24 protein-coding genes and 3 pseudogenes are annotated in these 26999 nt (G+C 40.0%); 9 read left to right on the top strand and 18 right to left on the bottom strand.

All coding sequences use genetic code 11. From position 1 onward, the window contains the following. Positions 1-26 precede the first annotated feature (26 nt). Entirely contained in the window at positions 27-911 is an 885-nt protein-coding gene (locus tag C1A47_RS12295) for a LysR substrate-binding domain-containing protein (RefSeq protein ID WP_111895320.1), read from the top strand. Between the two features lie 276 nt (positions 912-1187). On the opposite strand, the gene C1A47_RS12290 is transcribed toward C1A47_RS12295, so the two are convergent. Beyond that, complete coding sequence (locus tag C1A47_RS12290) at positions 1188-2135, bottom strand: 2-hydroxyacid dehydrogenase (protein WP_111895319.1); 948 nt, start codon at positions 2133-2135, stop codon at positions 1188-1190. Positions 2136-2590: 455 nt separating this feature from the next. Continuing rightward, the gene (locus C1A47_RS12285; protein WP_111895318.1) at positions 2591-3883 is read right to left on the bottom strand and encodes a D-amino acid dehydrogenase; all 1293 of its coding nucleotides are present in this window, start codon (positions 3881-3883) and stop codon (positions 2591-2593) included. Positions 3884-4191: 308 nt separating this feature from the next. On the opposite strand from C1A47_RS12285, the pseudogene C1A47_RS12280 reads away from it, so the two are divergent. Continuing rightward, positions 4192-4281, top strand: a pseudogene (locus tag C1A47_RS12280) (XRE family transcriptional regulator); the annotation flags it as partial. A 47-nt stretch (positions 4282-4328) separates the two neighbouring features. After that, positions 4329-4952, top strand: a pseudogene (locus C1A47_RS12275) (HipA N-terminal domain-containing protein). Between the two features lie 252 nt (positions 4953-5204). Here C1A47_RS12275 and C1A47_RS12270 read toward each other — a convergent pair. Next, the gene (locus C1A47_RS12270; protein WP_111895317.1) at positions 5205-5432 is read right to left on the bottom strand and encodes a helix-turn-helix domain-containing protein; all 228 of its coding nucleotides are present in this window, start codon (positions 5430-5432) and stop codon (positions 5205-5207) included. Between the two features lie 196 nt (positions 5433-5628). On the opposite strand from C1A47_RS12270, the gene C1A47_RS12265 reads away from it, so the two are divergent. Next, entirely contained in the window at positions 5629-5883 is a 255-nt protein-coding gene (locus C1A47_RS12265; protein WP_111895316.1) for a hypothetical protein, read from the top strand. A 39-nt stretch (positions 5884-5922) separates the two neighbouring features. On the opposite strand, the gene C1A47_RS12260 is transcribed toward C1A47_RS12265, so the two are convergent. The 4 genes from C1A47_RS12260 to C1A47_RS12245 all read right to left on the bottom strand — a co-directional run bounded on the left by C1A47_RS12260 (position 5923) and on the right by C1A47_RS12245 (position 10899). Beyond that, positions 5923-8748 carry a relaxase/mobilization nuclease domain-containing protein gene (locus C1A47_RS12260; protein ID WP_111895315.1) on the bottom strand — a complete coding sequence of 942 codons (2826 nt, stop codon included), beginning with the start codon at positions 8746-8748 and terminating at the stop codon, positions 5923-5925. Next, complete coding sequence (locus C1A47_RS12255) at positions 8745-9059, bottom strand: ABC transporter substrate-binding protein (protein WP_111895314.1); 315 nt, start codon at positions 9057-9059, stop codon at positions 8745-8747. Before C1A47_RS12255 ends, C1A47_RS12260 begins: the two co-directional genes overlap by 4 nt. A 350-nt stretch (positions 9060-9409) precedes the next feature. Further along, entirely contained in the window at positions 9410-10642 is a 1233-nt protein-coding gene (locus C1A47_RS12250; RefSeq protein WP_111895313.1) for a type II toxin-antitoxin system HipA family toxin, read from the bottom strand. Continuing rightward, positions 10642-10899, bottom strand: a complete 258-nt coding sequence (locus C1A47_RS12245) for a helix-turn-helix domain-containing protein (protein ID WP_111895312.1) — start codon at positions 10897-10899, stop codon at positions 10642-10644. Before C1A47_RS12245 ends, C1A47_RS12250 begins: the two co-directional genes overlap by 1 nt. A gap of 361 nt (positions 10900-11260) precedes the next feature. Between C1A47_RS12245 and C1A47_RS12240 the strand changes: the two genes are divergently transcribed. Next, the gene (locus tag C1A47_RS12240) at positions 11261-11452 is read left to right on the top strand and encodes a DUF1778 domain-containing protein (RefSeq protein WP_111895311.1); all 192 of its coding nucleotides are present in this window, start codon (positions 11261-11263) and stop codon (positions 11450-11452) included. 34 nt (positions 11453-11486) lie between these two features. On the opposite strand, the gene C1A47_RS12235 is transcribed toward C1A47_RS12240, so the two are convergent. Next, a complete protein-coding gene (locus C1A47_RS12235; protein ID WP_111895310.1) occupies positions 11487-11843 on the bottom strand; it encodes an antitoxin Xre-like helix-turn-helix domain-containing protein in 357 nt (118 codons plus the stop codon). Between the two features lie 582 nt (positions 11844-12425). After that, on the bottom strand, positions 12426-12671 hold the full coding sequence (locus tag C1A47_RS12230; protein WP_111895309.1) for a hypothetical protein: 246 nt from the start codon (positions 12669-12671) through the stop codon (positions 12426-12428). A 155-nt stretch (positions 12672-12826) separates the two neighbouring features. On the opposite strand from C1A47_RS12230, the gene C1A47_RS12225 reads away from it, so the two are divergent. Beyond that, positions 12827-13051 (top strand): XRE family transcriptional regulator, encoded by a 225-nt coding sequence (locus tag C1A47_RS12225; RefSeq protein WP_111895308.1) that lies wholly within the window; start codon positions 12827-12829, stop codon positions 13049-13051. Between the two features lie 77 nt (positions 13052-13128). Next, positions 13129-13320 (top strand): hypothetical protein, encoded by a 192-nt coding sequence (locus C1A47_RS12220; protein ID WP_111895307.1) that lies wholly within the window; start codon positions 13129-13131, stop codon positions 13318-13320. A gap of 4 nt (positions 13321-13324) precedes the next feature. Here the strand turns inward: C1A47_RS12220 and C1A47_RS12215 are convergent, their stop codons facing one another. From C1A47_RS12215 to C1A47_RS12185, 7 genes are all read right to left on the bottom strand, one after another. After that, entirely contained in the window at positions 13325-13741 is a 417-nt protein-coding gene (locus C1A47_RS12215) for a DMT family transporter (RefSeq protein WP_111895306.1), read from the bottom strand. Positions 13742-13791: 50 nt separating this feature from the next. Beyond that, entirely contained in the window at positions 13792-15075 is a 1284-nt protein-coding gene (locus C1A47_RS12210) for an MFS transporter (protein ID WP_111895305.1), read from the bottom strand. Positions 15076-15123: 48 nt separating this feature from the next. Further along, a complete protein-coding gene (locus C1A47_RS12205) occupies positions 15124-16362 on the bottom strand; it encodes a M24 family metallopeptidase (protein WP_111895304.1) in 1239 nt (412 codons plus the stop codon). Between the two features lie 105 nt (positions 16363-16467). Further along, complete coding sequence (locus C1A47_RS12200) at positions 16468-17439, bottom strand: GlxA family transcriptional regulator (protein ID WP_111895303.1); 972 nt, start codon at positions 17437-17439, stop codon at positions 16468-16470. A gap of 191 nt (positions 17440-17630) precedes the next feature. Continuing rightward, positions 17631-20657: an efflux RND transporter permease subunit gene (locus C1A47_RS12195; protein WP_111895302.1), complete on the bottom strand. Its 3027-nt coding sequence runs from the start codon at positions 20655-20657 to the stop codon at positions 17631-17633. Continuing rightward, the gene (locus C1A47_RS12190) at positions 20654-21790 is read right to left on the bottom strand and encodes an efflux RND transporter periplasmic adaptor subunit (protein ID WP_111895301.1); all 1137 of its coding nucleotides are present in this window, start codon (positions 21788-21790) and stop codon (positions 20654-20656) included. The genes C1A47_RS12195 and C1A47_RS12190 overlap by 4 nt, the downstream gene beginning before the upstream one ends. Before the next feature lie 10 nt (positions 21791-21800). Further along, a complete protein-coding gene (locus C1A47_RS12185) occupies positions 21801-23222 on the bottom strand; it encodes an efflux transporter outer membrane subunit (RefSeq protein ID WP_111895300.1) in 1422 nt (473 codons plus the stop codon). 45 nt (positions 23223-23267) lie between these two features. Between C1A47_RS12185 and C1A47_RS12180 the strand changes: the two genes are divergently transcribed. Beyond that, entirely contained in the window at positions 23268-23924 is a 657-nt protein-coding gene (locus C1A47_RS12180; protein ID WP_111895299.1) for a TetR/AcrR family transcriptional regulator, read from the top strand. Then, positions 23917-24000: pseudogene (locus C1A47_RS17775) on the top strand (IS6 family transposase); the annotation flags it as partial. The gene C1A47_RS12180 and the pseudogene C1A47_RS17775, both read left to right, overlap by 8 nt. A gap of 112 nt (positions 24001-24112) precedes the next feature. Here the strand turns inward: C1A47_RS17775 and hisC are convergent. Then, positions 24113-25216, bottom strand: a complete 1104-nt coding sequence (hisC, locus tag C1A47_RS12175; RefSeq protein ID WP_111895298.1) for a histidinol-phosphate transaminase — start codon at positions 25214-25216, stop codon at positions 24113-24115. Between the two features lie 142 nt (positions 25217-25358). Continuing rightward, positions 25359-26261 (bottom strand): LysR substrate-binding domain-containing protein, encoded by a 903-nt coding sequence (locus C1A47_RS12170; protein ID WP_111895297.1) that lies wholly within the window; start codon positions 26259-26261, stop codon positions 25359-25361. Positions 26262-26999: the final 738 nt, after the last annotated feature.

The following is a 26999-nucleotide window of genomic DNA, read 5'->3' as shown; positions in this document are numbered from 1 at the left end:
ATTCTAAAAGTCTTGAGGTTGCAGTTATGCGTAGAAAAATACCCAGTAGTAGTTCTTTACAAGCTTTTGAAGCAGCCGCCAGACATGGTAATTTTGCCCGTGCAGCCGAAGAACTATCATTAACTGAAGGGGCAATCAGTAGACAAATAGGTCGTCTTGAATCGCTTTTAAATTGTAAATTATTTGATCGTGTTGGCAGTCGAGTAAAACTGAATGCTGTGGGTGCTAGCTATGCTCATCATGTTCGTGAAACCCTTGAACGCCTTGACCGAGATACGCAATATATTAAAGGCTTGCCTGAGGGAACTCGAAGTTTGGAAATATCTTCTCTTCCTACATTTGCCAATCGTTGGCTCATTCCTCGCCTAGGAAAATTTAAAGAACAACATCCTGATATTATCGTCAATATTTCTGTTCGCACCGACCCTTATATTTTGACAGGCAGTGGTTTTGATGCCGCAATTCATTTCGAACATCCTGCATGGACGGGTATGCGAACACAGTTTTTACTTGAAGAACGCTTGGTTCCTGTATGTCATCCTGCACTTTTAACAGATCAAGACATCATCAGCCAATTACATCAACTACCTCTCATCCATCGGCACCAAAATCCTGAGGCATGGGAGGAATACATTCAGGAAAATGACATACAGCTTGAACATCCTGCTCAGGGAGTACGATATGATCTGCATGAAATGGCCATTTCAGCAGCACTCGCAGGTTTGGGGGTTGCACTTGTTCCATCGATGTATATTGAAAATGAAGTTCAGAAGGGATTGTTAGTCGCACCTTGGCCTGAATCCAAAGTACTCAAAAAAAGATTCTGTTTAATCAAGCCACCTGAAACAGGTATAAATGAAATGATATTAGAGATGTTCGAAAAATGGCTTGAAACAGAAATTATAAAATAAGAGACCTTCGATTTTTTTTAATATTGGTTTAGACCCGATCAGACATCGATCTATTAAAAATAGAAAGTTAAGAGTGCTCCTTTTGCTAAAAGAGAAGCTTGAATTGCCAATTACTCCTTTAACAAATGATTGATGGAATGAGGAATTTCCTTTCTAGGATGAACTGTATTAGGCTGTGTATTCATTTGACTATTCATAAAACAAAGACACAGCATATGTAGACCATGGGCTAAGGCATGTACTCATTTCATGTAACCTAGCCCGCAATTAACTGAATTAATAGCCTGTTACACGGTCAACAAATTTAGGAATTGTGCCATTCACACGATATTCATCAATATTATGAGCAACAATTGCAGATGCTGTCTTTCTATTGGTTGGGGCAGAAATATGAGGGAGTACGGTGATATTTTGATGAGTCCAATGCCACGAATCTTGGGTGAGTGGTTCTTGATTAAAAACATCCAGTACGGCATGAGCTAAACACCCACTTTCTAGCGATTGTTGCAACGCATGATCATCAACAATCGGCCCTCGACCAAAATTAATAAACGAGGCATGTTTTTTTAAGGCTGAAAAAACATTTTTATTGATGAGGTTTTTGGTTTGAGGGGTCAGTGGTAATAGACAAACGAGAAAATCAGTCTTTGCCAGCATGTCTAGAAGACCATTATCACCATGATAACATTGAATATCAGGTATAGACTTTGCCGTTCTACTCCATCCACAGACCTTAAATCCAGCTCCACTTAACTTAGAAGCCGCAGCTAGACCTAGTTCTCCTAAACCAAGGATTGAAACCATTTTTTCTTCGGCTGGGATATATTCATGTTCTAACCAATGTTTCTCACGCTGTTGTTTTGCATAAAGTGGCATATCTCGATGTAAATATAATGTCCATGCAAGCACAGCTTCAGCCATGGTCGCTGCGAGTTGTGGGTCAACCAATCTGACCACTTTGAGCTGATGGTTGCTTTGTAGATCTGCCATGAGTCGTTCTACACCAGCCCAAACGCTATGAACCCATTTTAGATTGGGTAACAACTTGAGGTCATTTGGATCTGGGTTAGCAACAATTGCAACTTCACAGGCTTCCCGTTCAGCGATATCAAGTTCATCGAGTAAAACGACTTGTTCTTTAGGCATTGCTGCTTGTAGTGCAGCGATCCATGACTGAGCTTGTGGCCAAGAATGAGGACAAACAAATGGAAGTACATTTTTCATTAAGCAAACACTTCATTGCATTCATATTTAAAAAATTTGTCATTTCGATAGGGGGAGACCAGATCATCCGAGGTATGATTCTACCGAAGGGCTAATATTAAACGGCACTGTTGCAAATAGCCATTATTGATAAATTTAAAAAGTTTTCTAGCTAAAGACTCGCTATATGAATCCTTCCTATGGTTGGCATTTTCAGGATGAAATCATCCTTGGGCTGTGCGCTTAACTATCGTGAATTCCAGAAAGACCAGTATTTTGAATGCCTATCGTGTAAAGATCATTTGTGGGGTCTTTAGAGAGTGAAAGATGCTAATCAATAAGAGTAAATGCATCATAATCTCAAATAATTTGAATTTTCTGCATATATTGAAACTGGATGGCTTTTTTGTATTGCTATAGGAAAATTAATATTTCAGCCTAAAATAGAGATCAAACCTATTTCAGGCTGATTTAAATTAAATTGGGAATTTCTGAGAGATATCCTGACTGATTAAGGCAGCTGTTGCAGTAGATAACGTCCACCCTAAGTGTCCATGCCCAGTATTGTAGAAAACCCGAGAATGTTTGGATTGTCTAACTATCGGCATCATGGGCTGTAAGCCTGTCGTTACATTCGACTGAGTGACTACAGGCATGGTGTCTGGCATCATTGGACGCAATCCTGCCCAGGGTATGACGTGCTCTGTCGAAATATCTAAATTACTATTTACCCAATCAATTAACGGTTGAATTCGATCTGCACGAGTATCACGATTATATCCATTAAATTCAGCCGTACCTGCAACACGAAAACGATCTCCACCAAGGCGTGACGTAACGATCTTAGCATTGTCATCGACTAAACCAACCCAAGGTGCATTTTTCACACTTTTCTCATCTTTGAGTTGGACCGTAATTGAATAACCTTTTACGGGATAAACATTAATCCGATCGCCAACCATTTGCGCCAATTGGTAACTACCAACTCCTCCGCATACAACGATCAAATCGGCTTCAATTTTACTTTGTTGCATAGCCTTTGCATTCATATTTTCGGCACTAGGCTTACAACTCAAAATAATTTTGTCATCTAAAATTTGAATATCATTAACGTCTATACCAAACTGATATTTCACGCCATATTGCTTAATTTTTTCTGCCAAATCAGTGGCAAATTTATGAATATCACCTGTTTCATCTTCTGGTGTGAAAAAACCTCCAAAATAATCACCAGTTAAACTAGGTTCGATAGATTTCATTTCTTCAGGAGAAACGGAATAACGTTCTAATTTCCCTTTTCGCATGAGATCATTGGCTAATTTCGCTGCATCATAATCTTCTTTAGTTTGGTACATATGCAAGATTCCTCGCCTTTCCCAATCAAATTCAAGAGATTCTTTTTTTGCGACTTCACACAAGCGTTGGCGGGCTAATAATGCCAGACGTACTGTCTCAATCGTATTGGCTTCATAATTTTTGATATTGGCAAGAAACTCCATGAGCCAGCTATATTTATGCACACTAAATGTTGGATTGATCAGTAATGGTGCATCTTTTCGACTCAACCATTTTAATCCTTTGATAACATTTGATTTATTATTCCAAACTTCTGCATTACATGCTGAAAGTTGCCCCCCATTAGCAAAAGAGGTTTCCATTGCTGCATATAAATGACGATCAATTACCGTGACGTCATAGCCCAATTGAGATAATTCATAAGCGGATGTAATACCTGTAATACCAGCACCGATCACAACAACATGTGTCATAATTAATTCCTGTAAATCAACGATATTTCTTAAAAAGAAACTTAAAGTTTCTGCTTACTTTCAGATGAATTACATTATTAAAATTCTTTGACTTGATATTTTTTTGGGCTAACTTACCCCATCAGCAAGCTACAAGAAAATGTTATCTATAATAATGTTATGAAGTATCAGCAATTTACATGCCATTGTGCAGGTTTGATTATCTAATGTGAGACATAATTATTCATGTAATCTAGAAAAGAAAACTTTCTCACAGCTCTGAAAATATCAGCATCAATTATTGATTTCTTACATCTGTAGATAGAAATAAGCTATTACAACCACAGCTTAATAGTGTTAATGATATTTTACGTTATGAAAGCCAGAGTAAACGCCAGCGTATTAAGAGGAAAGGCTGATACTTCATAAACTCAATGTTTATTACAATGGTTGAGGTGAATCTTGGCTGTGGGGAACTTTAATTAGCACAACAGCTATGACAGGACGACCCATCATTTCTTTTGAGTATAGTTCAGAAGCAATACGTAGCGGTATTGAGCTGTCTTCTTACCTCTTACCATTAAATGGTCTTCCACTCAGACAAGGCTTTCCTGCTCACCATATGGAGCTATCTGGTCCAGTCTACGATGCTTTCGGATGGTTGGGGCATGTTGTTGATGGTTCGATATTTTAGAAAAATTGGAATGAATCCGGCTCGAATCGGCCCGTTGGAACGTCTGACTTATATTAGTACACATGCAATGGGTGCCTTATCCTTTGAACCCTGTGTAGCAGAGATGCAAGCCTTAGAAAATATTCCACTGCTACAATTGGCTCCAGCCTATGATGTAACCTTCTGTGAAGGCCCTAGTGGTTATCATCAAATGGGCATTATGGGAGAAGCACTCATATTTCCCAGAAAGATATACATAAACTCGGTACTTCAGAAACCAATCTAACGGTACAAGAAATTGACGAGATTCTCTTGGAGATGCGTGAAATTGCACTGCAGTTTAGCCAGATTGCAGAACGCCTTTACCCGAATCAAATTCGAGAATTTACTCTATGTATAGTTCAATCATGGATATAACAGAACATTGATTTTTTTAACTGAAATTTAAGTAAAAATACAAATTAAGTCCCAAATGACATATTGTGATCCTTACTGCAACAGTGCCAGACCTCGATTATCGTGAAATTTGTTTAAGGATATAAGCTTAATGACGGGGAATTGTAGACAGCATCTTTTAAAGCACTGTCATTACACCATTGAGGCGTGTTGAATGACACCAAGGCGAATTATTAGCAGGCATCCATGCGGATCTTGCAGGGAAGAATCGGATCAGGCTGATTCGGTATCGCTCTCTTCATCGGTATATTCAAACAGCTCATTCATACTGCAATTAAAGAACTTACACAGTTTATCGGCAACCGGCAGTTCAATTCTGACGGCACGGTCGTAATACATACTGGTCAATGTATTGCGGTTGACGCCTGTGGCAGTGGCCACGTCACTCAGCTTTAAAATTCTACGGTCGCCCATCAGGCTGGATAACTTGCAATGAATCATATAGTCTTCTAAAAATATAAAATAACCTGCTGTAAGTTATTTTTATTGCAATTTAGCGAATACTTTGATAATTTATAACCTACAGCAGGTTATATCTACCTTTTACAAGTATTATTTCCTCGTTACACAGCGATTATAACTTGTAATCCAGAACGATAGAACCCGAGACAACATCAATTGCAAAAAAGGTTTTATCATGATGACACCCCATGAATTATGGATTAGCCCGGAAGCCAGGTCTTTAGGCTATCAATTGATCAGAGAACTGAACGTGGCCATGGGTTTCGGCATGGCCAGTTATCTGGACGTCAATCACTGTTATAACAATCATGAAGCCATTCTGGTCTGGCTAGACCATTTGTTGGCCGTCCAGCCTGAAGTCAATACGCCTGATTCAGTGAAAATGGCATTGTTACAACATTTTCCAGAATCGAGCTATGTACTGGCTTAACGTATGATTCTTCACTTAGGCTTTTTTGAGCCGTCTTGTCTAGAAGCCAAAGTCATTGCCATATCCACTTTTCTGAGGTTTGGGTTCATTCCGCTGCTGCGGTTCAACGGGTGGTGTTAGATCTGGTTGAGGTCGATTTGACTGACGTTCATGCTCTGTAACTCCAACCGCTGACGGCTGAGCAGGAACTTCAAGTGACGTTTGTCGCTGCTCAAGATGTTCTTTGCGGATCACGGGAATCTGATACTGCTGGGCAATGGCTTCCACCTGTGTCTTGAATTCTTCGTTGCCGGAGATCATGACTTCTCCATATCGCGCATGGGCCAGAAATAGGGCATCACGGACATGAACCTCCAGCGGACTGACGACAGTAATATATGCCTGATACATGTTTTCAATAAAGGCCGTTTGATTCAGCTCTCGGTCGATATAAAACTGATGCTCAAACTGACAGATAATCTGGTACCGGTCTGCGGGAAAGTGCGGGAGGGGTTTCACTTCAATCTCGATGCGCTGACATGCCCCCAGACTATTTGAAGTTGAACTGATCTCAGAAATTTCGAGGAACTGTTGCTGCAGCCGGGATTTGCGAGACTCGAACTGTAATTCTTGCATCACCTCATTTAAAAAATCCGGATCTCTTTCGGGTAACACAATCTCTTCAATCACAAGTTTCGAACCACCCTCGGGCCTTGGCTTGTTGATGATCCGGGCTGTTTTGCGTGGTAAGTGATTGTATTCAAGTTTTAAGGCGATTTGCCAAACACAATCAAGATCTTGCGCATTAAAATATTGCCGGTTCTGCGCGATCGGTTGAGTACAGAGCACACTTTTCAAGCGCAGCATCAGATTGTTGCGATCCGGCGCCTGCAAGTTGAAATTAAAAAATTCGTCGCTGTATTCTTTCAGGTTCCGCTCCAGTCGATCAGTATTCACCTGGCAGCAGCTGAGTAGCAGGTTGGCTTTAAAAATTGCGGTCTGTAGATTGTGATGTTGCTGAAAGTGCTGATACAGCTGATCAAAGAATATCTCAAGATCAGCGGATGCGATCTGCTCCAGCTGTGGTAGCTCGTGGCGAGGATTAGGATCTTCAATCTGGTGATCCCGATGCTGCAGGGCAATTTTCGCCTGTTGTTGAAACGATGGTTCCCCAGAAAATTCAATTGGGATATGTGCATCAATGAGCTGTAGACATTGCTGAATCCTCGGGATGGAATACTGGCTAAAGACCTGGATGCCGTACTGATTCATCACCGCAATCGGCTCATGTTTAAGCTGCTTGTCATAGATCAGCTGCGCCTGACGGCAAGCAGGATTAGGTGCATGAATAAAATTGCCAGACTGACGCTGATCCAGCAGAAACTGTTGGGCAATGACCAGTGGATGTTCACGATTGAGCTGTGAGATAAAATCAGTGTAGGAGGTGATCTGTGCCGAATTTACCGTTGATGATGACCAGAGCCGTTGTCCCAGCTCATCCTTGAGTAGTTCATCCTTCACGAACTTGGCCGTCAATTGCCGATGACTCAGTGCATACTGGCTGCGTCGATGGGCACGGTCATGTTGCTGTCGCTCAGCATGCTGATCATCCAGTGCGGTCTGGATCCGCGCCAAGGCAATCGATGGATACTTCTGTTGTTGCTGTTTAATTTTGATATCTCTTTCAACACTTTGATAAGATTCATGATCCAGTTTGATCTTAGCTGAGGCCTGCTGATGCTGAACGGTGATCTGGTCTTTCTGTGTCTTTAGCGCGAGATAGATCGTGTGCAATTCTGCGACCAGATAATCTTGAGGTTGAAATAAATGAAATGGATGAACCTTGCTCTTGCCGGACGGAGAGACTACCCGGGACTGGACCTCCTGATCCGGGACGGCTTTGGGACGGATTCCCTCGGCGGCCTGATACGCTCCCCATGTGTTCTGCAGCTGGGGCAGGGTGGCTTGCTTTTGACAAAAGATTGAGGCTTTAAAAGTGATCTGTTCAGAGAAGGTCTTTAACTGAAACACAGCCCCGTTACGTTTTTTTTCAAACGTCAGACCTTTTTCCGCTAATGCCTGATGCCACTCCGGCCAATTGTTGACGCGACGCAAAATATTCTGGACGGCCGTCTCCACATACTGCTGATAGCTTTTTGCGAAATCAATCTTCTGTTGCAGGGTACTGGGCTGTTGATGCCGGGAAGCCTGATCTAAAATTTGTGTGGGGAGTTTCTCAGCCGCAGGGGCCGATTGATAATCCGGATTGCGGACCACAGTTTTAGATTGTTGATGGTAAACAAACATCGGATTGGGTTCGGAACGCCAGCCCTGCGTCGCTTCAATTTCTGCAGCACTGCGATGCAGTGCATTGAGAATCCAGCCGTCACCCAGGTTGACACATTTATGCTGCTGATGCTGATTTTTTTCAAATGGATGAATCTTGTTGATCACCACATGATAATGCGCATTATCTGTATCGAGATGCATTGCATACTGCACCTGTAACGCTTCAGCATTTAAATGCCGCAGTAGAATATTGATCTGCTGTTCAATTTGCTCAATGCTTGGCACTTCGAATTTTTTAAAACTCGCCACCAGGTGCACAATCGGGTCTTCGACACGACGATTTAAACTCGCGGTCTGTAGCATTTCGATTTTTTGTTGTTCAGGATCATCATCCAGAAAATTGCGCGAGTTCGCATAGACACATTTTTCAAGCAGCGCATCTTCATCCCATGCTGGCTGAGACACAAACGGCTGACGGATATAGTTGCTCAAATTATTGGCACGGGTATTTTCAGGATTTTGAATATAGCTCAATAGCCCGTTGACACGTTGTTTCAATGACGTGGAGCGAGTGTTGGCAATCAGCTTCAGAATCATGCGAGATGCACTCCTCGACTTAATTTGCGCACAATCAATTTAAGCGCCTCGATCAGTGCTTCAAGATCCGTCGCATGATCCTCCCGTTCTGCTACGGTGAGACAATCATCGCGTTGTAAAATGTGTTTGAGCTGCAATGCAATGATGCGCAGCTCTTGAATCTGTATCAGCTCTACATGTGCGGACGGCCTTTGGCTGAACAGTTGATACCGGATCACCTCGGACTGATTTAAATCGAGTTGCTGGCATAGCTCAGCCAGTTTTCGATGTTCTGCATCGCTGAGTCGAATCAGAATTTGTTTATTGCGCATGCAATGCTCCGTGTTTTTTTTAAAGTGTTTATAAAGTTTTAGACCCGGCATCAGTGAGTTCGAATGAGGAGCAGACCTCAGCAATGATGACCCATTGCTCCATCCTGTAATGATCTCAATAGCTTGGTTTCAGTGTACAAATGAGGATCAGCAAAAAGCCAGAAAACGGCCAAAAAGTGAGGTTTTTAGGTTTATGTTGTTGGTGTTTTATTTAGGAATATCGCCCGAACTATGAATAAGAGGCCGTCAGATTTTTATGAATTTGTGCGCAATCAATCCAAAAACAAAAAGTCGTGAGATTTGAAGATGAAGTGATGCAACTGGGCCATCAGGCATCAGTTGCATCTGAATTATTCAAATTTTTTCTGTTTGTGATGACGATACGGTTGAGTCAAGCTACCTGATGTCATCACTGTGGATATCGAGCTTTCGATTGATTGGCGTAACCCAGCAAAACTTTGAATTTCATTGGAGCGCTGAAGATAATCCATCATCTTGTCACTTAAAGATTCAATGATTTCTTTGGGATTTCGAATCCTGAATTGATTACTTTGTGCCAGTTTGATGAGATGTGACAGATTGGGGAATGCTTTGCTCCCTTCGAGTTTAAGCGCCATTTTATTATCAATCGTTTCATAGATCAGGGTATGGGTAATATCAAAGGGAGGAGAGACAAATATCTGTTGCATATCTGGTGAATATTGCAGTGCAAAGTTTTTCAGATGGGCATCCCCATTGCCAATTAAACAGTTGAATACAATGTAGGTATACATTTTCTCAACTTCAGCGAGACTCCCTGTATAAAGATAGGTGGCTTTCAACAGCGCTTCATAACTCCCTGTATATTTGGCATCAGGGTCATTCGACTTTTTCATCAAGGTCGTAAAGTCTTCATACCCCAATTTTAAACCGTCCTCTGTTTTATCGAAGCGTTCGACAACGTAGGTTTCGAGATTTTCAGATAAATAGGTTTTAGGAGGATTTAACCCACAGTATCGGGCAGTCTCCATACAGACAAATTCATTGACCGTCAGTAAAGGAAATTCTGAATCGAAAGATTTGACGATTAAATCTTTTTGTTGGACTGTTCGATCCGTCTGGATGGTATTGGCATTAGGAATACTGACTTTAGGCTGCATGCCAGCCAAAGAATTTCGTAGATAATATTTTTCCAATAACTGAGGGAACAGTGGCTCATGACTGTTATAGGATAGAATTTCACCTAAACTAAGCGATTCGGCTTCAGGTAAATTCAGCACACTTTGATAAGCGAGCATGCCGATGCCCTGATCGCCTTGTAGGGCCAATAAATACATATCATTGACTTTTGCATATCTTGCCAATTTTTCAGCAATGAATCTGCGATTAAAACCTTCAGGCAAGTTTTGAGAGAATATCGGGTGGAGTGAACCTGAAGAGTAGCCGTCCATGCCTTTTTGGGTCATGGTCAGTGAGATATGTTGGCTTGCCTGAATCGGTTGATAGTGGTGTATGGAACCATAAGACAGTACACCTAACTCAACTGGACCATTGTATACCTCAATCGTATTGATTTTACTCGGTAGATCAATCGGATTATTCATTATTCATCCTCAGAAAACAGATCTTCGATTTCATCCCAATCCGGTAAGTTATGCTTTTTGTGTGTCGCCTCAAACTGCAAGCCAACTGCATCCAGTACACGTTCAAAGATGTCAAAAGATCCGGTAAACCGACCATTTTCAATCTCCGAGATGGTTGTTTTATTGATTCTCGTCACTTCGGATAATTTTTGTTGTGTATAGCCTAATATTTTACGTGCTTGACGAACGCTCTGACCAATCTCAGCTCTGGTTGCCATCATTTCCACCAAGATAATTAGCTATATGGCTAATATATCATATAATAATATAAAAGTTAGCTATATGGCTAAATTATGAAGACAAAATAGCTTTATTCTACTTTTGGGAGTTTGAATGCTTCAGCTTCATATCCCAAATAGAAACGTCAACGCAGAATATGAAAGATGATAAGCAGTGTAGTCGCTTGCTGTATAATCATCATCTTCAAGATCGAATGGCCAGTATGTTGATTGGCGATATAACCAGTCCACAGAAAATCACATCAGTTGCAGCATGGATCATATATAGATGATGCACAAGCGCTAGATTCATTGAATAACACCGTATTCAAAGCACAATAAAATAACAAGGAGCATACCGATGAATCAACATCAGCAAGCCTGTGAACAAGACCGTCAACAGGTCAGTGAAACCGCAGCATTGAGCGAACAGGTTGAGATTCAACTCAGTGATGCTGAGTTTGAACATTTGCAGCAGCTGCTGAATACCCCACCAAAGGTTTCGGAGCGCTTAACACAAGCCGCGCAGCTGCTAGATCAGGACGGCTTTTAATCTCACAAGATTGCTGTGAATACTGAAACATCAATTACTGCATGTTAAGAAAGGCCAGAATATTCTTCATCCCGTCCAGCCTCTTCATTTGTTTAACTGGAATGCCGTTGCTTACCTGATTTCGTGTATGCATAAACTGTTGCATCCAGACCGCATCACCACCCGTCATAGCAAATAAACGTTTAAAAATCTGCACCAGATACATCGCCCTTTGTCCGGTTTCCGTGTGTGGATCTAACTCGGGCAGTGCTTCTGGCTGGGTAATGCTTGCAGGATCTAGACCCAGTATCTCTGCGAGCTGAATGGAACTCAGGTTCAGTTGGGTGGCAACATTCATCACCGCTTTTGCCAAAACTCGTTCTTGTTCTGTGGTTACTTCCAATCGACTCATGACATCTCTCCGGTGCTGGGTTCATTCCCTGAATATGAATGTGAACATCAAAAATGTGGATTTATTTTTTAGCAAGACTGTCTCATTGACAGCACTATTGCTGACAAATGAATGTGTAACAAAACAGCTTTGAACGTGTAACAAAACAGCTTTGAACGTGTAACAAAACAGAAAAAGTTCATTTGAATGTGTAACAAAACGGCTTTTAACGTGTAACAAAGCTCAAAAAATAATCATTTGAACGTGTAACGCAGCACTAAAAACCCGCGATTTGAACGTGTAACGAATGCCAAAAAAACTTACAGGATGGAACAATGTATATCACATTGTTCAAGTCTATAAAATCTCGAGCTCGCTGCGCTCGGTCTCAATTTTTACCCGCTCAAAATCCTGTTAAAGCAGCAAAAAAATCATTTCTTTTCTGTTAATAAAGAAGCCGAATTAGGCTGCTGAAAGCTATATTTTTATGAGATTTCCTCGTTAAGCAGCTCAAGTTTTCTTTTTATAGATCTAAATTATTCCTCTTTGATCGCATTCACTCGGAGATCAAATGCTAAAAAAGAGGAATGACCGTTTAGAAAATTAATCCTCAAAGTTGAAGAAATTTTCAGGGAAACAAGAGATGAAGGCTTTTCGAATATCACTATATTCACCTTCTGGATTTTCTTCCAGATAACGTCGGGTCCAAATCAGGGTGGCTTCATAATCATTAAAGCTCTGGTCTAGTTGTAAAAAAATCCAAAGTTCATGTGCTTTTTGAATGAAAAAGTCATTCATGATCATCAGGGCAATTTTCTTTTCATTGATTGAGTTAGGATATGAGTACATAGGACATTTCTCCGATAGAGAGGATAAATAGGTTTATTGGATAAAATTATTTATAACACATAAATATATGTGTTAGTCACATTTATTTATGTGTTTTTATGTAAATATCACCCTATGCTATAATCCTGCAATACCATTTCTATAAATTTAATCAAATGCCATATAGTGAATTTCAACGTCTTATCGGTAAAGCAGGCCTTTCAATTAAGGAGTTTGCTGCATTATTAGATATGAAGCCCAATTCGATTACGAATTACAGTAAACAAGGTATGGTTCCTATGCATATCGCTGTAATTGTTGCGTTGATTTCGACGATGAAAGATGAAGGATTAGATTTCTATCCAGTTTTCGAAAAAATTAAGTCATATTCACCAGAATAAAAGACTCATTCTTTAAGTACTGTAAGCTGTTGAGTGGATATTTTTTCTTTTTATCAATTTTCATAAAGGCTTGTAATATGGCTATAGAAAACCATTTGAATCGTCGTAATAGCACGGAATTGAGAGATGTTAAAGGGGTAAACTATGACGTTGAAAAAATTAAAAAAGGTTTAACTTCTGCGGTTATTGATGTACCTAAACATCAAAGCATTGAGGAAACAGCGATCTGGCTATCTGAAATGATAGAAAAAAGAAAGATTAAAGCGTAGATGGCTATATGTGTCTAGAATTTTGGTGGCTATTCAAAGACTTAAAAGAAACTTTCTCTTTTAGGAATGTAAAAGATAGAATTACACTCCAAATTGGTGCTGTATAAAGTAAAGCGACCGCAATCGCTGGCCCAACATGTTGCACAGCATTCAAATAACAAAATGTCATTCCGAGCATACCTAAAAGTGATTGCATCACTATTTGTGGGATATCTTGTGGTGTTAGTGTGGCCAAAAGTTTATAGATGAACGGCAATAATATTAACAAACATACAAAAGTTCCTACTATGCGTAATCCAGTAACTGAAATATTACTCAGACTTGTACTTGCGAGTTGGGTGCTTGCAATTCCTAGTGTTCCCCAACCAATTGCACCCATAATCACTAATAATGCCCCAAACCATTGTGATTGTATTTTCATATTTTTTTCATTTCCATTTAGCAGAGTTAGCTAGATCTAATCCTGAAGGATTAGACCGTCACGAATTTCACTTTATTACGCTGTAACAAAACACTCATGCTAAATAGAGCGATGATGATCAGGATAAAAGCTGGTGCTAGTGTGCTTCCTGTGATCTGAATGAGCCATGTCGCGAGGAGTGGAATAGTACCCCCAAGTAAGGCATTCGCTGTATTGAAGCTAAATGCAAAACCAGTATAACGAACATGAACTGGAAAGAGTTCAGTAAGATATGCAGGTAAACTACCGTCATTCATTGCTAATAAGCTACAGAAAATCAATTGAATCATAATCATGCCAATGAATGATGTGCCTGATAACAAATAAAATAACGGGAAGGTCAAAATCACAAAACCGACACATGCCATCGCTAACATTTTATTACGACCCAAACGGTCCGAATATTTACCCATCAAAAATACAATACCAATATAAAATGCTAACGAAATTGCAGATGAGATAAAGGATTCTGTTTTATTAACACCTAGTTCAGTTGACAAGTAGTTCGGCATGTAGCTAAAAATTAAATAGAATGCAGTTGCATTAAGAGATGCTATTGCAAATGCTCTAAATAATGGTTGGCGATATTCTGTAAATAATGCTTTTATAGGGAATGTTTCTTTGTGACTAGTTTTTTGGTGAGCCACATATTCAGGTGTATCTTCCAATTTAAGGCGAATAAAGCGACCGATTAAACCTAGTGGCGCCGCCAATAGAAATGGAATTCTCCATCCATACTCGTGCAGAAATGATTCTGACATCCAGGCAAACATCGCCGCAGACATCAATGAACCTAATAACAAACCTGCTGCAGTGCTTGCTGGTACTAAACTAGTATATAAACCTTTTTTATTTTCAGGTGCATATTCTGCAAGAAAGTTTGAAGCACCAGCATATTCACCTGATGCTGAAAAGCCTTGGATCATACGGAGTAAAAGTAAAAGAAGTGGAGCAAAAAGCCCAATAGAAGCATAGTTAGGTAAAAGAGCAATACACATTGTTGCCAATGTCATAATCATAATAGACCAAGACAACGCATATTTTCGACCATGTTTATCGCCAATATAGCCCCAGAAAATCCCACCAAATGGTCGAACAATAAAGGATAAAGCAAAAATAGCATAGGTTGACATTAGGGCAATAACAGGATCGCTACTTGGAAAGAAAACCAAAGCAATTACTGTGGCTAAAAAACCATAAGCAGCATAGTCAAACCACTCAACAAAGTTACCAATAAAACTGGCTGTTGCCACACGTTTTAAGGTACTTCGATTAGATTCAGCTTTTTTATTCATGTTGATTTCTCCATAAAAAAGGCATCCCGAATAGAGATGCCTTATTGCTTATGCCTTGATAATGTTATGTTCAGGGCCGTAAGGGAATTTAGTGATATTTTCAGTACCAGACTCAGTCACGACTAAAATATCATGTTCACGATAACCACCTGCACCTGCCATTCCTTGAGGCAGCATAAGCATTGGTTCCATAGAAATCACCATGCCCGGTTCAATCACGGTATCAATATCTTCACGAAGTTCTAAACCTGCTTCACGACCATAGTAATGAGACAGTACACCAAATGAATGTCCATAACCAAAAGTTCGGTACGGTAAAAGACCCTCTTCACTGTAAATTTCGTTTAACTCATTGGCTATATCGCAACAACGTGCACCTGGTTGAATCAGTTTTAAACCAGCTTCGTGGATTTTGACATTGGCTTGCCAAATTTTAAGAGAAGCATCATCACAATGATCAAAGAACTGTGTACGTTCTAACGCTGTGTAATATCCTGCAATCATCGAAAAACAATTCAAGCTTAAGATGTCACCTTTTTGCACTTGGCGAGTGGTTACTGGGTTATGTGCCCCGTCCGTATTGATACCTGATTGAAACCAGGTCCAAGTATCCATCAACTCTGAGTGTGGATAGCGTTTTGCAATTTCGCGAACCATTGCTTGTGTTGCAGCCAATGCTACTTCATGTTCACGAATGCCTTCGTGTACTGCAGCAGTTAAGGCAAAACCACCGATATCACACACAGCAGCACCTTGCTTAATATGTGCAATTTCTTCTGCCGATTTCACCATACGTAGCTTCATGCAAGCTGCACTAATATCGACAAATTCAACATTTGGCAAGAATGCTTTAAGTTTATTTAACCGTTCTATTGGTAAGTGATCAAACTCGATTCCAATACGACCTTTGTTTGGAATTTCTTGTGCAACAGCACGGAAGTAGTTGTCACGTTGCCAGTCTGTGTATACGACATTATAGTCGCCTACCGTACGACGCCATGGTTGACCACCATCAATATTGGCAGAAATACTTACGACTTTTTGACTAGTAACAACAACGCCAAAGAAACGGCCAAATGAACAGTATAAAAAGTCGACATAGTAATTTACATTGTGATTTGAGCTGAATAACACTGCATCAACTTTTTGTTCTTCCATCATTTTTCGCAGTTTTGCTTGACGATTTTCATACTCTTGTTTTGAAAATGTTGACTGCACTTTTTCACCATTTTCGATGGTTAAAAGTGAAGGTAATGTATCTTTTACAATGTTCGCTTGCGTATTCATAACGGATACCTTCTGAGGGTTTTGTGTCTGTATGAATAAAGCTTAGGTATTTTTAAAAACGGACTTTTTTCCAAAATCGCAAAAAAATTGTCAAAATCCGACAAACTAACTGGCCAATTCCAAAATACAACGTTCATTCTTGGGCGAATACTTAAACTGGCTCTTATAAGCCTTGTTAAAACTTGAAGCATTGGCAAATCCACAAGCCAAGGCTACATTAGAAATACTCATAGGAGATTGTTTTAATAAATTTTTTGCGTGGGTTAGGCGAACTTTTAAATAATATTCTTTAGGTGAACAGCTAAAATGAGACTGGAATAACCGTTCTAAAGTACGGGGGTGACTATGAATGAATTGGCAAATTTCTAGGATACTTAATGGCTCATTAATATTATTTTCCATTAAACCAATAGCCGCCTTGACCGAGGATTGAATATTTTTTCCTTTTTGGGGAATGGGTTGATGTTGAATATCTGTATTTTCGCGTAAGTGATGCACAATGAATTGTTCACAAATTCTTCTCGCTAAATTAGCACTGTAATGCTGTTCTACTAATTGTGAACACATATCAATAGAAGCGAGTCCTCCAGAACAGGTAAAGCGATTGCGATCTAAACTAAAAATATGCGCATTAAAATTTACTTGTGGAAATTCTTCCTGAGCAGTTAGTGAATTTTCCCAATGTAGACTGGCCTGATAACCATCCAATAACCCTGCGCTGGCTAAGACATATGCACCAGTGCAAATACCACCTAAGGCTATATTGGCCTGATCCAACCGTTTTAAAAATTTTTTATGCGTTTGTGTATTGCTTTTAAATAGTTGAAAACCACCACAGACAAAAACAATATCCATTTCAAAAAGATGTGGCATTTGGCAAGTATGTTGCACCTGCAAACCATTACTGGCACACGTATGATGACCATCTAAACCAGTCACATTCCATTGATACAAATGATCCTTTTCAACGTAATTTGCCATACGGAAAACTTCAATAGCATTTGAAAATGCGATCATCGAAAATCCATCAAGAAGTAAAAAACCGATTCGTTTGGCATGAAGATGGTCATTGAGCATAAAAAAACTTTGAACTAGCTTATTTATTATTGAAACAGCAATTTATATACCAATCTTTTAATACAATTTTTAGGGCACTGTTGCAAATATTGACTCGGATCTCTATTTGCAACAGTGCTGATTGGATTGCCACCACCAAATACTAGGAGCAATCCAATACTTTATGATAGATCACACATGTGAATTAAATTTCATTGTGCCGAGTGCTTCTTGAACCAAAGCAGTAAATCATCAACATAAGTAAATACCACAGGAACAACAACCAGACTCAGTACTGTCGAGGTCAGTAAACCACCTATCACCACAATAGCGGTTGGCTGCCGCATACTTGGTTCAGCACCTAGACCTAAGGCGTTTGGCATCATTCCCATACCCATCGCTAAAGTTGTCATAATGATTGGGCGGGCACGTTTTGAACAGGCATCCATCACTGCTTCTAGACGTGTACAGTTCTTCTCCCTACGGGCAAGAATCGCGTAATCTACGAGTAGAATCGAGTTCTTTGTAACAATCCCCATCAACATCAGAATCCCGATCACGACAGACATCGAGTAAGGTAAGCCACAAATATAGAGCGAGACAAATGCTCCACCCAATGCCAGTGGCAATGCCGATAAAATGGTGACGGGTTGTAAAAAGTCATGGAATAACAATACCAAGACGGCATAGACGCACACAATCCCAACAAACATTGCCAGGCCAAAGCCCTGCAACATTTCACCCATACGCTGCGATTCACCCTGTTGAATCATCTTCACCCCTTTGGGCAAATTCTTAAAGGCAGGCAGTTTCATGGCTTCAGCTTGAACTTCACCCGTTGGACGACCATTCAGCTCAACAGACATAGTAATATTTCTAAGACGATCCAAACGGTTGATCTGAGATGGCCCACTACCTAATTCAATTTTAGCAACACTGCCGAGTGTCACTGTGCCATCTGTGGCTGCGACCTTAATGTTTGAAATTGCATCTAAATTCTGACGTAATTCAGGATTCATACGCACTCGGATGGCAACCTGACGCTGGGAAAAGTTTAATTTCGGCAGGTCTGAAGAATATCCTCCATAAGTTGCATAACGAATTGCATCAGCCAAAGCTTCAGAAGTAACTCCAAAGGATGCTGCCTGTGCCATATTGGGGTGAATTTGGATTTCAGGCTGTTCTATAGCTGCATCAGAAGTGATATTTCCAATACCTTTAAGGGTTCGTAACTGATTTTCAGCACTGTTTGCTGTTTGCAATAACAAATCAGGATTGTCACTTGCCAGCGTTAGTTCAAGCTTTTCACCATTATTTCCACCCCCAACAGTCACGCGAACACCTGCAAGGTTTTTCAGTTTTTCACGAATTTCTTGTTCAACCTGAACCTGTTTTGGCTTACGTTCACTGCGTGGCAACAAGTCAACCGTTAAATTTGCTTGCGTGACATCATCGCTATTTCCAACAACACTAAAGACATGCTTAACTTCAGGAAGTTGACGAATCAATTGCTCTGCCTGTAAAGCAACAGCATTGGTTTCAGCCAGATTGGAACCTGCCTGTAATTCCAGTTTAACCTTGGATTGTGATTTATCCTGAGCAGGCAAGAACGATACCGAGTTTTGCAGACCAATGAACACGGTTAGCAAAAAGAAGCCGCTTGCCATAAACATGGTGATTTTGCGATGTTCAAGTGTCCAATCAACCAACTTTTTATAGCTGGACATGATCCAACCATCTGCATGATCGTCTTGCACTTCACCTGAATGCGGCTTCAATAAATAAGCTGCCATCATTGGGGTCAGTAAGCGCGCCACCAGTAAAGATGCAAAGATTGAAACAGAAGCTGTAATCCCAAATTGTTTAAAAAACAGCCCCGTAATTCCGCTCATAAATGCAGTTGGCAAGAAAATGGCAATCAATGTCAGGGTTGTGGCAACCACAGCAAGTCCGATTTCATCGGTTGCCTCTAATGCGGCTTCATAAGGTGTTTTACCATTTTTCAGATGCCGCTCAATATTTTCTACTTCAACAATCGCATCATCGACCAGAATCCCCACCACCAATGACAGTGCCAGCAACGTGATGATATTTAGCGAATAATCCAACAGATACATCACACCAAAGGCAGGAATAATTGAAAGGGGCAAGGCAACTGCCGAAATCAATGTGGTCCGCCAGTTTTTCAGGAATAACCAGACAATCACGATCGCCAGAAATGCACCTTCATATAGCATATCCATTGAACCATGATAATTATCTTCAATTGGATCGACCGTATTACTGGCTTCAACAATTTTAACTTCTGGATGCTGTTGCTGAAATTTCTGCATGGCAGCACGAATAGCATTGGTCACAGCGACATCTGAATAGCCTTTAGAACGCTTGATCTGGAAGCCCATAATCGGTTTTCCATCGCGATACGCTCGTGAAGTCACATCGGCATATGTATCCTGAATTTTGGCAATTTCATTGAGATGAACATAACGCCCATCACTAACTGGAATGGAAAATGCGCCAAGATCGGCAACACTGTTCACATTTGCCAAGGTTCTGACAGACTGGTGTTCACCACCAATACGTCCCTGACCACCAGAAGCATCCTGCTGCATCGATTTTAACTGGCTTGAGACATTGGAAGGTGTAATCCCCAAACCCGACATCAGGGTGGGATTTAGTTCAATCTGTACTTCTCGGTCTACACCACCTACTCGAGTGACAGTATTTACCCCCTGAACTGACATGAGCGCTTTGGTCACATCATTATCGACAAACCAAGACAGATCTTTATCATCATAATGATTAGATTCAATGCTATAGGTCACCAAGGCTGAACTTGCGGCATTATCTTTGGAAACAGTTGGGTCACTCATACTGCTTGGTAAATCAGCTTTGGCACTATCAACTGCATTTCTAACTTCCGACAATGCCTCTTGAGAATTTTTTTCCAGTTCAAAACTGACCGCAATACTGACTTGCCCATCAGTAATGGTGGTGGTGATATGATCCAGTTTGGACAATGAGGTTAACTTATCTTCAATTTTTCGGGCAACTTCTGTTTCCAGTTGCTCAGGCGCAGCACCTTCTAGACTTGCTGTGATGTTAATGGTTGGCAAATCCATATCTGGAATGTCTTGAACGCCCAAGCGGGAGAATCCGAACAACCCGAGAATGGTCAGGAAAAAGAATAAGAGGATGGCAGGAACGGGATTTTTAATCGACCATGCAGAAATGTTCATCGACGCTCCTTCGCTTGTTCAGAGGGCAAAATTGATACTTTCACACCCTCAGACAAGAATGAGCCACCACGCTGCACAATACGCAGATTATTTGCTAGTGGTGATAAAATCTCTACTTCTCCTTGATTGTAGCGTCCCGTTTGTACCACGATACTTTTTACAATTTGATCTGTATTCACCACATAAACATATGAACGGCCATCACGCTGTACCAATGCCGTTTGCGGAATTGTATTTGCGGTAGTCATTCCTGTATTGATTTTGCCATCAGCAAACATGCCTGACTGAGCAGCGCCCGCATTTAAACGGACATAAACGGTTGAACGTCCTGTACTGGTCGATAGTGCAGGACCAATTGTTCGAACCACACCTGTCAGTGCTGTCCCATTCGATAAAGTCAGGTTAACCGCTTGACCAATTTTAATATTGCCAATTTGTTTGGCATCAACTTCTGGACGCCACTCAAGTTGACCTTGTCGAATCAAGCGATAAAGTTCTGTCCCCGAACTAATCACGTTGCCCAAGATCGCAGATTTGGATGACACTATGCCATCGTCCACAGCATAAATACGTGATTGCGCCAATTTAATCTTGCTGCTGTCCAAGTCTGCCTGTGCAGATGCCAAACTTGCTTGCGCAGATGCCACATCAATTCGATATTCTTCAATTTTTTGATCTGACAATGCTCCACCCGAACCGATCACTTTGGCACGTTGATAATCAGATTGTGCCTGTTGCAGACTTACCCGTTTTTCTTGAACTGTCGCTTGTTCTTTACGCAAATCGGCTTTCAGACTGTCATCTGCCAAAGTCACTAAAAGCTGTCCTTTCTTGACATGATCACCAACATCGACATACAGCTTTGCAATTCGATAACCGCTAATTTCAGGGCTGACGATAATTTCTTGCCACGGTGCAATCTGTCCGCTGGCATCAATGGTATTTTCCCAAGTCCTTAACTGCGGTGAAACGACATTGACCGACAGAACACTTTGCTCATTTTTCGCTGATGCGGATTGATCTTGAGAGGATTCTGCTGATTTCTTGGAAAAAAGTGTAAAAATTACACCAAGCACTAAAATTCCAAGAATAATGCCCACAGCCCATTTTTTCCAATCAACGGGTTTACTCATGTTTGTTTCCTTAATACTTAAGATCTTTTAAAAGCTTATCTGGTCGGTTAATTTCAAGATTTTGCTGCCATCCACCACCTACGGCTTTATACAAGGCAATCCATTCTTGGACACGTGTGGTTTGCAGGCTAATTTGGTCAAGCTGTGCTGATAATGCGGAGCGTCGTGCAGACTCTAAATCCAGCAAATTGGTATTTCCCGCTTTCCAACTGTTATATAAAGCCTGAAAATAACGTTGATTTTCTTGTACTGACATTTCAGAAGATCGTTCTTGTTTGGCAATCGAATCAAGCTGTACCAAAGCCTGTTCAACTTCTGAAACTGCTGATTTCACTTGAGATTGATAATCTGCAACGGCAGCTACATAAGCAGCTTTGGCACTATTCAGTGCTGCTTTCTTTTTGCCTGCATCGAAAACTGGAATTGATAGAGTAGGGCCAAATGACCAGGCACTTGAAGACACGCCACTGGTCATTGAAGCGCTGATACTGCCTGAAAGTGACAAACTTGGATAACGATCAGCCTGCGCTTCTGCAATTTCAGCATAAGTGGCGTAGACTTCACGTTCATAGACTGCAATATCAGGACGGTTACGCAGCATATTGGTGGGAATGCTGGAAACATCAAATAAAGCTGGTACAGGTAAGGCTTTGGTTTTTTGACGATCAAGCAAGGTACGCAGCTCAGTTTCCTGAATTCCCGTAACTTCAACCAGACTTTTCACCAACAAATCACACTGTTTTTGCTGACTGAGCAAACTCAACTGAGTACTTGCTAAATTGGCACGGGCAAGTGCTCCATCTGAAGGTGCTGTAAAACCTGCTTTAACCATCAAGGCGATAGCCTGCTCAGTTTTTTGCATTGAACTCAGTTCATGCTGATAGGTTTGTACCAACATTTCACAAGAACGATATTGCACATAATCATCGGCAACTTCTGCGGCAAGTGATACACGCGAATCGTGCCAGTTTGCCTGTTGTTCCTCAACACGTGCCGCTTCGGCACGACTGGCGCTACGCAGCTTGCCAAATAAGTCAATTTCCCAAGAGGCATCTAGACTACCTGAACTTTGAGTATATACCGTCGTGTCTTTGGTTCGCGTACTTGAAGCACTGCCTGTTAATGATGGAAATAAGCTAGATCTTGCACTGGCATAAGAGGCTCGAGCCTGCTCAATCTTTGCCCATGCTTTTAATAATGTTGGGCTATTTTCCTGAGCTTGCTGAATCATCTGACTTAAAACAGGATCATTAAACTGCCCCCACCATTCGGTTAGATCACTCATTTTTTGGGCTGAACTGACAGATGGGGTTTCCCAATGTGGTGAAATTTTCACGTTTGGTGCTTTGTAAGGTGCTTGGCTAATACACCCCGATAATGAGGTCAACATAAATGCCAATAACCCGAGCCGATAAAGCCTTAAGTTGGACATATTTCTATCTAAACTAAACTGGACGGTTCAGTTTAGTTTGACAATATGAACATGTCAAACTTAAACTACCGAATTCACTCAATGGATGGTGTGTCATTGGCTAAGGTAAGAAGCGAAGCAACTCGGCTGGCAATCCTGCAAGCAGCAGCGCAAGTCTTTAAAATTTCAGGTTTTGAAAGTACAACGATGGATGCTATTCGAGATCAGGCACAGGTATCTAAAGCAACGCTGTATGGCTATTTCCCATCCAAAGAAGAGTTGTTTATTGAATCACTGCTCTATGAAGCTGAGGTGGAGTTTCATCGTAATCTAGTCTTTAATCACTCAGATACGACTGATCTCAAAAGTCACCTCATGAATCTTGCACAGAACATGATCCGTTTTGCCTACTCACCCAATGGTCTAGCCATTCGACGGCTATTAATTTCGAGTGCCAAAAATCCTGAACTTGGACAATTATGTTATGAACGTGGTCCAAGAAAAGGAAAAATGGCAATGCTTGCCCTATTACAGCAAGCGATCGATGAAGGTCAATTAAAACCACACGACCCTAAAATTTCTGAATGTCACTTAAGAGCACTGATAGAAGCTGAGTTTGTTGATATTTTATATTTTGGCTTAAATCAACCTTTAACAGAGGAATGGATTCAGGCAGCAAGCCAAAGAGCCATTTCCTCCTTTTTCACTATATATACTGCATAAAGGACAAGCTTCATAATTTTATTATGGTCAGTCCCAAGGTGAAGTCTATCTAGTGAATAGCATTTTCGGTCTTTAAGTACTTTTAAAATGGAAAATCATCAACTCGGATCTCTATTTGCAACAGTGCCTCTATATCTTAATTTTGAAGTGTCCATTTTAATTGGGGATTAATGCAAATTTATATGTTGCTAGCTTAGAAAATTTCTTAATGTATCAATTAGTTTGAGATTATGCTCATGTATTCCAACACTGATTCTTAAGAAATTATTGATGCGTGGCTGGTTAAAATGTCTTACCAAAATATTTGAGTGTTTTAATTGTTGTGCGAGAGTAAGAGCATCGTATGAGGGATGTTTTACAAACAGAAAATTGGTCTTAGATGGAAGAATAATAAAACCTAGAGCTTCTAGCTCCCTAACAAGAAATTCACGTTGCTGAATAATATCTAAACATGTTTGTTTGAAATAATGATGATCTTCAAATGCTGCAGTGGCTGCTGCAATAGCTAAACTATCAACTGGAAAAGAGTTGAAACTGTTCTTTACGATGTTTAATGCTTGAATTAGATGTGGTTGTGCTAAAGCAAAACCGACACGTAGTCCAGCTAAAGAACGTGATTTGGAAGTTGTCTGGCAAACCACGAGATTATCATAATCTTTAATTAAGCTCACTGCTGACTCAGCACCAAAATCAATATAGGCTTCATCAATGACGACAACATGATCAGGATGCATTTCTAACAAAGTTTTGATGTGCTGGAGCTCTAATGCGATTCCTGTGGGCGCATTAGGATTGGCAATAATAATACCAGCAGTGTCTTTTTCGTAATCTTCGACACAGATTTCATAGTTTTGATTTACAGGAATGATCTCAGAGTTAAGTTGATAAAATTGAGTATAGACAGGATAAAAGCTATAGCTAATATCTGGAAATAGCACAGGTTGATCAGTATGCTGAAAAAACGCTTTAAAGATAAAAGCCAAAACTTCATCTGAACCATTTCCAACAAAAACATTGTCAGCCTCCAATCCCATTGTATTAGCAATTGCTTTACATAACTTACTGGCATCTGGGTCTGGATATAAACGAAGTACATCTGCTGTTTCCCATAAGGTTTCCATAATGGCTTGCATTACCTGAGGAGATGGGGGATATGGATTTTCATTGGTATTGAGTTTAATCACCGCAGTGTTTAGAGCCTGTTCACCAGGTTGATAGGGTGTAAGTTCACGAATAGAAGGACTCCAAAAGCGTTTTTGAGCAGTTGAAATCTGAGCATGGTGATATTGCATGTGTGTTTCCCTACCAATATAAATTTCTTCAAGTTATTCATTATAATGAATCTTGGTAAGGAGAAATGAATCGGCCACCTTCCAATTCGGATGATGGCTAATCCATTTTTTCATGATTTAAAATGGATGAACCAGATCCAAATTAGTCATCAGTATCTAATTTATTGTTAATCCATTGTACCATGGTGGTGATTTTTGGTGTTTTAGACATAGATGTTGGATAAATCATGTAATAAGAGCGATTTGTCTGCATTTCATAAGGCCAGATTTGAATTAACTCACCACTTTGTAATTCCTTTTTCACAAAGAATTTAGGGACAAGTGCGATACCTGATTTCATGATTGCGGAGTTGACGCATGCTGAGAAAGTGTCAAAACGTGGGCCAAAAAAGGTTTTTTCATGGCTGAAGTCTTGAGCTTGAAAAAAATCATCCCAAGCACGTGGGCGTGCACGAGATTGAATCAGAATATAATCTTGGAAATCTTCTACACGATTCAGTGGAAATCGAATTAAGTCGGGAGAAGCGACAGCGATACATTCTTCTTCAAACAGCTTAATGCTTGTCATATCTCGCCATACCCCATCACCATATAAAAATGCGATATCTACTTGACTAATATCAATATCTGATGAGCTAATTTGTTCCTGAAACTCAAGATTAATTTTCGGGTTAATATCACTAAATCCTTTGAGGATTGGAATCAGCCAACGTGAACATAATGTTGGATGTGCTGCAAGATTAAGTGTTTCAGATTCATTATGGTGAGCAAGGACATTTAGTACGGAAACTTCAATTTGATTGAGAATAATTTGAGTTTCTTTTAAAAATAGTTTACCTGTTGGGGTGAGTTGTAAGCGTTGTAATGAACGTTCAAAGAGTCGGATGTTTAAGCTTTCTTCAAGATGAGCAACTTGTTTGCTTATTGCACTTTGCGTCATATGCAGGACTTGGGCTGCTTTGGTGAAGCTTAAATATCTAGCAGATGCTTCAAAACATCGTAAAGACATGGTTGAGGGATATGTTCTCGAAGGCATTTTTTGCATTGTCATTCCTCTGCATATAGTCTCGGATCAGTGCGGCGTTGCTATCTTCATCCTTAAAGATAGTGCGTGCTGATGCTGTAAACCATACGCAAATCACGCACTGATAAATTTTAAAATGCAATTTTTAGCAATATTTATACCAGATTGTCTACTATATTTTAAATGAATTGAAAATATGTCTAAATTTTAGACTTAATTATTATTTTGAATGAAATATAATCCATTTTTGAACTATAATAAATCATGAAATTATAATGATGTGACATGATGGTGCATTATTAAAATTAAAATTTTTAGATATAATAATTTAGATTATTTTAAATAAGAAAAACTCCATTTTATAATATTAATAAATCAAATAACATCAAGAGAAAAATTGGAATGATCTATTTACTTATTTTCCTGATTTTTAATCATAGGTTTATAAACTTAATTTATAAAAAATAAAATTAACTTAAATTATTGTTTTTGTGTAATTAAATTTGTTTTTTTGCATGTTGCATTTCTTGTATTTTGATCAAAAAATGATTTTTTTGGATATTTAAATAATGTTGACGGATTATTATTGACGCTTTATTTTGATTTTAAGCTACAAACAATTAGCGAATAAGAAATCAATTTTTTTAAAGGTAAGAACGATGACGACTTCAATCTGTCGTGTTGGTGTAGATATCGGTGGAACATTTACTGATATCGCTTTGGATTTAAATGGAGTCATCCATTCAACAAAAGTCCTTA

This window comes from Acinetobacter sp. MB5, from assembly GCF_003261585.1.
Lineage (GTDB): Bacteria > Pseudomonadota > Gammaproteobacteria > Pseudomonadales > Moraxellaceae > Acinetobacter.
Note: the sequence above shows the minus strand (reverse complement) of the source record. Positions and strands in the feature narration are given on the sequence as shown.

What these genes read in the sequence shown, in the direction of transcription:
- C1A47_RS12195 (WP_111895302.1), bottom strand. Translation starts at nt 20,657, where the DNA reads ATGAACATTTCTGCATGGTCGATTAAAAATCCCGTTCCTGCCATCCTC.
- C1A47_RS12200 (WP_111895303.1), bottom strand. Translation starts at nt 17,439, where the DNA reads ATGCTCAATGACCATCTTCATGCCAAACGAATCGGTTTTTTACTTCTT.
- C1A47_RS12290 (WP_111895319.1), bottom strand. Translation starts at nt 2,135, where the DNA reads ATGAAAAATGTACTTCCATTTGTTTGTCCTCATTCTTGGCCACAAGCT.
- C1A47_RS12255 (WP_111895314.1), bottom strand. Translation starts at nt 9,059, where the DNA reads ATGCGCAATAAACAAATTCTGATTCGACTCAGCGATGCAGAACATCGA.
- C1A47_RS12295 (WP_111895320.1), top strand. Translation starts at nt 27, where the DNA reads ATGCGTAGAAAAATACCCAGTAGTAGTTCTTTACAAGCTTTTGAAGCA.
- C1A47_RS12285 (WP_111895318.1), bottom strand. Translation starts at nt 3,883, where the DNA reads ATGACACATGTTGTTGTGATCGGTGCTGGTATTACAGGTATTACATCC.
- C1A47_RS12240 (WP_111895311.1), top strand. Translation starts at nt 11,261, where the DNA reads ATGAATCAACATCAGCAAGCCTGTGAACAAGACCGTCAACAGGTCAGT.
- C1A47_RS12190 (WP_111895301.1), bottom strand. Translation starts at nt 21,790, where the DNA reads ATGAGTAAACCCGTTGATTGGAAAAAATGGGCTGTGGGCATTATTCTT.
- C1A47_RS12210 (WP_111895305.1), bottom strand. Translation starts at nt 15,075, where the DNA reads ATGAATAAAAAAGCTGAATCTAATCGAAGTACCTTAAAACGTGTGGCA.
- C1A47_RS12235 (WP_111895310.1), bottom strand. Translation starts at nt 11,843, where the DNA reads ATGAGTCGATTGGAAGTAACCACAGAACAAGAACGAGTTTTGGCAAAA.
- hisC (WP_111895298.1), bottom strand. Translation starts at nt 25,216, where the DNA reads ATGCAATATCACCATGCTCAGATTTCAACTGCTCAAAAACGCTTTTGG.
- C1A47_RS12265 (WP_111895316.1), top strand. Translation starts at nt 5,629, where the DNA reads ATGATGACACCCCATGAATTATGGATTAGCCCGGAAGCCAGGTCTTTA.
- C1A47_RS12170 (WP_111895297.1), bottom strand. Translation starts at nt 26,261, where the DNA reads ATGCAAAAAATGCCTTCGAGAACATATCCCTCAACCATGTCTTTACGA.
- C1A47_RS12260 (WP_111895315.1), bottom strand. Translation starts at nt 8,748, where the DNA reads ATGATTCTGAAGCTGATTGCCAACACTCGCTCCACGTCATTGAAACAA.
- C1A47_RS12205 (WP_111895304.1), bottom strand. Translation starts at nt 16,362, where the DNA reads ATGAATACGCAAGCGAACATTGTAAAAGATACATTACCTTCACTTTTA.
- C1A47_RS12220 (WP_111895307.1), top strand. Translation starts at nt 13,129, where the DNA reads ATGGCTATAGAAAACCATTTGAATCGTCGTAATAGCACGGAATTGAGA.
- C1A47_RS12270 (WP_111895317.1), bottom strand. Translation starts at nt 5,432, where the DNA reads ATGATTCATTGCAAGTTATCCAGCCTGATGGGCGACCGTAGAATTTTA.
- C1A47_RS12215 (WP_111895306.1), bottom strand. Translation starts at nt 13,741, where the DNA reads ATGAAAATACAATCACAATGGTTTGGGGCATTATTAGTGATTATGGGT.
- C1A47_RS12225 (WP_111895308.1), top strand. Translation starts at nt 12,827, where the DNA reads ATGCCATATAGTGAATTTCAACGTCTTATCGGTAAAGCAGGCCTTTCA.
- C1A47_RS12245 (WP_111895312.1), bottom strand. Translation starts at nt 10,899, where the DNA reads ATGGCAACCAGAGCTGAGATTGGTCAGAGCGTTCGTCAAGCACGTAAA.
- C1A47_RS12250 (WP_111895313.1), bottom strand. Translation starts at nt 10,642, where the DNA reads ATGAATAATCCGATTGATCTACCGAGTAAAATCAATACGATTGAGGTA.
- C1A47_RS12180 (WP_111895299.1), top strand. Translation starts at nt 23,268, where the DNA reads ATGAACATGTCAAACTTAAACTACCGAATTCACTCAATGGATGGTGTG.
- C1A47_RS12230 (WP_111895309.1), bottom strand. Translation starts at nt 12,671, where the DNA reads ATGTACTCATATCCTAACTCAATCAATGAAAAGAAAATTGCCCTGATG.
- C1A47_RS12185 (WP_111895300.1), bottom strand. Translation starts at nt 23,222, where the DNA reads ATGTCCAACTTAAGGCTTTATCGGCTCGGGTTATTGGCATTTATGTTG.